This is a genomic window from Nocardioides sp. (genome assembly GCF_024509035.1).
Taxonomy (GTDB): domain Bacteria; phylum Actinomycetota; class Actinomycetes; order Propionibacteriales; family Nocardioidaceae; genus Nocardioides.
Window position 1 is genome coordinate 1 of sequence record NZ_JANINT010000158.1, and the last position, 5,076, is coordinate 5,076.

General features: G+C 76.1%; 3 protein-coding genes. 2 read left to right on the plus strand and 1 reads right to left on the minus strand.

What is annotated here, in order from left to right:
- Nucleotides 1–2,022, minus strand: a 2,022-nt coding sequence (locus tag Q0L15_RS12420) for a BTAD domain-containing putative transcriptional regulator (protein WP_296604756.1), incomplete at its 3' end; no start/stop codon positions are given.
- Between the two features lie 112 nt (nucleotides 2,023–2,134).
- Between Q0L15_RS12420 and Q0L15_RS12425 the strand changes: the two genes are divergently transcribed.
- Complete coding sequence (locus Q0L15_RS12425) at nucleotides 2,135–2,950, plus strand: hypothetical protein (RefSeq protein ID WP_296604757.1); 816 nt, start codon at nucleotides 2,135–2,137, stop codon at nucleotides 2,948–2,950.
- A 10-nt stretch (nucleotides 2,951–2,960) separates the two neighbouring features.
- Entirely contained in the window at nucleotides 2,961–4,949 is a 1,989-nt protein-coding gene (locus Q0L15_RS12430) for a sensor histidine kinase (protein WP_296604758.1), read from the plus strand.
- The last annotated feature ends 127 nt before the right edge of the window (nucleotides 4,950–5,076 follow it).

Here is a 5,076-nt window from a genome sequence, read left to right on the forward strand (position 1 = left end):
GTGTCGCGCGATCTCGGTCTCGTGGCCCGGGCGGCCCGCGAGCGCGGTGGCCGCGCGGGCGTGCACCCGGGCACGGCGCGACTGCGGCAGGATCGAGAGCACGGTGTCGCGCACCAGCGCGTGGGTGAATCGGAAGCGGTCGACACCGTCCTCCTCGACCAGGCCGGCTGCGAGCGCGGTGTCGAGCGCGTCGAGGACCATCTCTTCGGCACCGTCCTCGACGCCGCTCGTGGCGCCGTCGGGGTGGGCGGTCCGGACGAGGGTGCCGAGCTCGAAGATCCGGCCGAGCACGCTGGCGGTCTGCAGGAGCTCGCGGGTCGGCTCGTCCAGCTGCGCCAGCCGTCGCGACAGCACCTCGTGCACGGCGGCGGGCGGCTGCGGCTCGGCCATCAGCGCGGCGACGTCGCCGCGCTCGCGGGCCAGGCGGGCGTACTCGACGAGGAAGAACGGGTTGCCCTCCGTACGCCGGCGCAGGGCGTCGGTCTCGGAACCGGTCGGCTCGGCCTCGGTGATCTGGGCGAACACCTGGGCGGTCGCGTCGGCGCTGATGCCGCGCAGCTGCAGCCGCAGGGCGTGCTTGCGCGCCAGCGCCTCGGCCACCTCGGCGAGCGCTCCCTCCGGCGGCGGGTGCTCGCGCCAGGTCGTGAGCACCAGCAGCCGCGGGCCGGTGCCCTCGGCGACCGCTGCCTCGGTGAGCAGCCGCAGCACCCGCAGGCTGGAGGTGTCGGCCCAGTGCAGGTCGTCGATCACCAGCATCAGCGGTGCGGCGGTCGCAGCGGTGAGCACCGCCTCGACCACGGTCTCCCAGGCGCGGAACGCCGCGCCGCCGTCGTCGTCGGCCGAGTCGCTGGTCGGCAGCTCCGACCCGAGCCGCTCGAGGACGGTGGCCCAGGGCCAGAGCGCGGGGGCGCCGTCGTCCTGGGAGCAGCGGCCCCATGCGATCGTCATCCCGTGGTCGGCGGCGTACAGCGCCGTCTCGATGGCCAGCCGGCTCTTGCCGATGCCGGGCTCGCCGGTGAGCGCCACGAAGGCCGGTGAGCGGTCGCCGCCGGCGACCACCCGGTCGACGAGGTCGGTGAGCGCCGTGAGTTCCTCCTCGCGCCCGGCCATCGACCAGCCCCACGGGGAGGGGAACGGCAGCGGCGCGTGCTCCTGGGTGGCTGCGGTGCTCGGCGCCGGGGGAGGAGCCGCCGGCGCCGGCTCGGGGACGGTGGTCGTCTCCTGGCGCAGCACCGCGGTCTGCACGGCGCGCAGCTCGGCGCCGGGCTCGAGGCCGAGCTCCTCGTCGAGCACGTCGCGGACCTGGCGCAGCACCGCGAGGGCGTCGGCCTGGCGTCCGGAGCCGGCGAGGGCGAGCGCGCGCAGCGCCCAGGCCCGCTCGCGCAGGGGGTGCTGTCGGGTCAGGGCGTCGAGCTCGGCGGCGACCGTGGCGTGCAGACCGAGCAGGATGCCGAGCGCGGCGCGGTCCTCGGTGGCCAGCACCCGCAGCTCCTCGAGCCGGGCGCGCTCGGTCTCGGCGGCGGCGACCTCGCCGAGGTCGGCGAAGGGGACGCCGCGCCACCGGCCGAGCGCCTGGTCGAGGGTGCGGTGCAGGGCGTCCAGCCCGCCGGCGTCGGGGGAGCCGGGTGGCAGCGCCCGGCCCCGGCACAGGGCGTCGGCCAGCGGGGCGACCTGCGAGTGCGCCGTGGCGACGGCCTGCTCGAAGGCGGCGGTGTCGAGGTCCTCCTCGGGGAGGCGGAGCGCGTAGCCGGGCTGCTCGGTGACCAGCAGGGTGCCGCCGCCGCGGGTGGTGCGCCCGGGCTCGAGGGCCCGGCGCAGGCCGGCGACGTACCCCTGCAGGGTGCCGGAGACGCCCGGCGGAGGAGCGCCGTTCCAGACCATGTCCGCGAGCGTGTCGACGGCGACGGCGCGGCCGCGGTGGAGGGCGAGCGCCGCCAGGAGGGCGCGCTGCTTGGGGCCGCCCAGGTTGATCGGCCCGGAGTCGTCGGAGGCCACGGTCGTGCCGAGGACGCCGATCTGCATGGCGAGAGGATAGGGCGGGAGGCAGGACACAGGCAGGACATTGTGGCGATGTGCCCGGGACAGCGGGAGCGGCACCGTCCGGAGGCAACCACCTCTGGAAGGAATCCTGCTGATGAGTCCCACTCTCCGCTCCACCGCTTCCCCCGCGTCCGTCGAGGTCCGAGCTCGGGTCCGCCCCGGGCGGTGGCGACGGGCCGGGATCGCGGTCGCCGGCCTCCTCGCCTGCGCCCTCCCGACGATGTTCACCGTCAACATCACCCGCATGCTCCTGGTGGGCGAGCTCTCCGAGCACCGCTTCCACCAGCTGACCGGCCAGGGACTGCTGCTCTTCGCGCTCTGGCTGGGCGGTCTGGTGCCGCTGCTGCGCGCCGGCTGGTCCGGCGCGCGGCCCTCCGCCACCGCCGGCCTCCTGCACGTGGTGTTCGTGGTGACGGGGTGCGTGTGCTCCCTCGCAGCGCCGGGCGGCGGTGCGCCCTTCCTCACGGGCGTGATCGCGGTGACCGGCGCGCTGGTCTGGCTCGCGATCCCGGTGCGGCCCCGACTGCGACTCGAGGTGCGGCCCCACCCGCTGCTCACGCCGGTCGCGCTGGCGGCCGCCGCGGTCGCCACGCCGTACGTCCTGGACCAGGTGGCACTGCAGAACGCGGCGACCGGCCACCACGCACAGAACCCGCACTTCTTCGACATGGCGTGGCTGGTGAGCACCCTCGTCGTCCTCGGTGTGGCTGCGGCAGTACTGCCGGCGGCGCGGGTGCTGGCCGTCCTGGCGGGCGCAGGCCTGGCCTGGACGGGCTCGATCGGCCTGGTGCTCGACGCCGACCGCGGTGCGATGGGGGCCGCGGTCGCTGTCGGCGTGATCCTGGCCGTCTCCGCCGGCCTGCTCGCGGAGCGTCGCGAGACGCCCACGGCCGGCCGCTCGCTGCTCTAGGATCCGCGCCATGTCGAGCACCCGGGCGGCGACCCTCGCTGCCCTGGTGGCCGCCGTCGCCGTCGCGGCGGCGGCCACCGCCATCGCGCTCGTGGCGGCCGACGACGCCTGGCACCGCGAACTGGCGCACGACGTGCCGGTCGATGCCGCCGTCGGAGTGTCGTACGCCGCCGCTGCGGCGCTGGTGCTCGCGGGCACCGGCGGTCGCCGCATCGGATGGCTGCTGCTGGGGATCGGCCTCTCGGGTGCGGGCGCTGCGCTGACATCGGCGATCGCCGCGACCGCGACCGAGCCCTCGACGCTGGCGTCCGGCGCCCTGTTCGTGCAGAGCTGGATCTGGGTCCCCGGGTTCGTCCCGCTGCTGACCGTCGTGCCGCTGGTCTACCCCGACGGCTGGTTGCCGAGCCGGTCCTGGCGTCCGGTGCTCATCGCATCGGTCCTCGGCATGATGCTGCTCGCCGCCGGCTCCGCGCTCTACCCCGAGGGGACGCAGGGAGCGGCCGACCTGCAGAAGCCCTGGACCCATGAGCGCGCCGCGCAGCTCCTCGACGTCGCGGCAGCGGTGCTGCTGGTGCCCGTCGTGGTGGCCGTGCTCGTCGCCCTGGTGGTGCGCTGGCGTCGCGCGGCGGGCCTGGTGCGGCGGCAGGTCGCGGTGCTGGTGGGCGCGGCCGCGGTGCTCGTGATCGACACCGCGCTCCAACCCGTGCTCGGGGACGCCCTCGGCGTCGCGACCCAGGTCCTCGCCGTCGCCTTGGTCCCAGCCGCCATCGGGGTGGCCGTGACCCGTCACCGGCTCTACGACCTGGACCTCGCGTTGTGCCGCGCGGTGAGCGGAGCCAGCCTCGCGGTCTGCTTGGCCTGCATCTACCTCACCCTGTTCACAGTGACCTCCGCGATCGTGCCCGGTGGCGCCACCAGCGGCGCCGCTGCGGCGGCCGCCGTGTGCGGCCTGCTTCTCCACCCGCTCGGGGCCCGACTCAGCCGCGGCGTCGACCGGCTCTTCTACGGCGAGCGGGCCAGGCCGGAACGTCTGCTCGAGGTGGTCGCGTCCGGGCTGCGCGAGGGCGTGGACCTCGGCGAGGTGCCGCGACGCCTGTGCCGCGCGGTCGTCGAGTCGCTGCGGCTGGGCTCGGCGGAGATCGTGCTCGGCGACGACGTCGAGGGTCGGCCGACGGCCTCGGTCGGCACCGCGTCCGGCCCTGCCACGGACCTGCCGATGGAGCACCGCGGAGAGATCGTCGGCCGGCTCCGGGTCACGGCGCGCGCCGGTGAGCGGGCCGTGACCGAGCGCGACGCCGAGATCCTGCGGATGGTGTGTGACCAGGTCGCCCCGGCCGTCGCGGCGCTGCTGCTGTCCGAGCGGCTCCACCACAGCCGGGCCGCGCTGGTCACCGCGCGCGAGGAGGAGCGCCGACGACTGCGCCGTGACCTCCACGACGGCGTGGGCGCGGCGCTCGCCGGCGTACGCCTGCAGGTCGAGACCGCGCGGGACCTCGTCGCCGATCCGGTCACGGGCGGGTTGCTGGAGTCCGCGGCGGCCGGGGTCGCGACCGCCGTGGACGACCTGCGAGGCATCACCGAGGACCTGCGGCCGCCGGCCCTCGACGATCTCGGGCTGGGAGCCGGACTCCGCGGGATCGCCGACCGGATGTCGGCGCCCGGCACGCAGGTGGACGTCGTGATCGATCCGGCGCTCGATGCCGCAGGGCTCCCGGCGGCGATCGAGGTCGCGTGCTACCGGATCGCGGCGGAGGCAGTGGCCAACGCCGTCCGGCACGCCGACGCCCAGCGGATCTCGGTGCGTCTGTGCGCCGGGGACGGCGCCCTCTCGCTCCTGGTCGAGGACGACGGACGCGGGCTGCCCGAGCGGGTGCGCCCGGGAGCCCTGGGGCTCACCTCGATGCGGCAGCGCGCGGACGAGATCGGCGGGCTGCTCGACGTGGTCAGCGACCGTCGCGGGACGCGCGTGCGCGCCGAGCTGCCCCTGGAGGCGCGATGACCCGGATCCTGCTGGTGGACGACCACCCGCTGTTCCTCGACGGCGTGAAGGCGGCCCTGACCGGCGCCGGCGACCTCGAGGTGGTCGGCGAGGCGCACGACGGCGCCACCGCCGTCGCCGGCGCACG

Bases quoted from the DNA above. Each gene is read 5' to 3' on its own strand.
- Q0L15_RS12425 (WP_296604757.1), top strand. From the start codon at position 2,135: ATGAGTCCCACTCTCCGCTCCACCGCTTCCCCCGCGTCCGTCGAGGTC.
- Q0L15_RS12430 (WP_296604758.1), top strand. From the start codon at position 2,961: ATGTCGAGCACCCGGGCGGCGACCCTCGCTGCCCTGGTGGCCGCCGTC.